Origin of the sequence: Lysinibacillus sp. CNPSo 3705, from assembly GCF_028674935.1 — a bacterium.
In the GTDB taxonomy this organism is placed as follows: Bacteria; Bacillota; Bacilli; order Bacillales_A; family Planococcaceae; genus Lysinibacillus.
The window spans coordinates 1-1,032 of the sequence record NZ_JAQZSD010000171.1 but is presented as its reverse complement, the minus strand read 5'-3'; the positions used below and the strand labels follow the sequence as shown (position 1 = coordinate 1,032).

At 35.0% G+C, this 1,032-nt stretch carries 1 protein-coding gene and 1 pseudogene; both read left to right on the top strand.

What is annotated here, in order from left to right; translation table 11 throughout:
- Positions 1–136 precede the first annotated feature (136 nt).
- Positions 137–793, top strand: a complete 657-nt coding sequence (locus PVA17_RS24835) for a Yip1 family protein (protein ID WP_274069354.1) — start codon at positions 137–139, stop codon at positions 791–793.
- Positions 794–849: 56 nt separating this feature from the next.
- A pseudogene (locus tag PVA17_RS24830) lies at positions 850–1,032 on the top strand (phosphoribosylaminoimidazolesuccinocarboxamide synthase); the annotation flags it as partial.

Sequence of the window (1,032 nt, the reverse complement as noted above, 5' to 3'; positions counted from 1 at the left end):
ATATACGAGTAATCAAAAAGAGTCGCTTTCTTGCGGCTCTTTTTGTCTAAAATGTTTTTTCGAAACTTTTCATCGAATCACTCGTATACTAATTATACGTATCATGCATTTATACTATTATTTTGGAGGTAATTTGATGGAAAACTATAATGACCTACAGCAGGAAAGGCTGAAATTTAATCCATTTTTATCGGTTTGGCTCCACCCAAAGCAAACCGCCCGTTATATGATTAACGATAAATCTATTGGTTTTGCGATTTTGATTCTGTCTATCGGCTATATTGGTTCTATGATGACAACGCTGCAAGACTCAGGAAACTCGGAATCCTTATCTGATTTTTCTCCCTGGGTTTTGGTGTTGTTATGTGTGATTTTCGCTCCAGTAACAGGGATTATAGGAACAGCTTTTTCTGCTCTTATATTATGGCTATTCGGTAAACTTTTTAAAGGTACAGGTACTTTCTCGGAGTTATTTAAAGGATTAAGCATTACAATTATACCATCTATCGTTCTAATTCCGCTTTATGTTATTTGGTTATTGACGTCTCCTGAAACATTAATGGACCTAAGCAACATAGGTGGAATATCTTGGATTTTTTTAATTCTTTCGTTATTAGTAGCACCTGTTGTTGGTATCTGGTCTTTTGTTATTACGGTAGGTGTGGTAGCAGAAGCACACCAAATTTCAAATTGGATGGCCTTCTTTACAATCTTACTTCCATTCATAATTTTTATTATTCTAATCGTCATCCTTACTATTACCCTAGCTGGTATTTTTATTGTAATGAACTAAAAAAATCTCCCCTCTCTTATGAGAGTGGGAGATTTTTCGTTTAAATAGTCCAGAGTCGCTATGGTGCTTACGAAAAAGAAGGACAAGATTTAGATTCTTTCGTAGAAGTTACCATCAAAGATGATGAACGACTAGATCCTCCCATTTCTGAAGATGCTTTAGCCATGTTAAACCTGTTAACACATGAAGAATACGCCATTTTAAAGCAACGTACAATTGAAATTGCTAAATTTGTTGCT

Bases quoted from the DNA above. Each gene is read 5' to 3' on its own strand.
- PVA17_RS24835 (WP_274069354.1), top strand. From the start codon at position 137: ATGGAAAACTATAATGACCTACAGCAGGAAAGGCTGAAATTTAATCCA.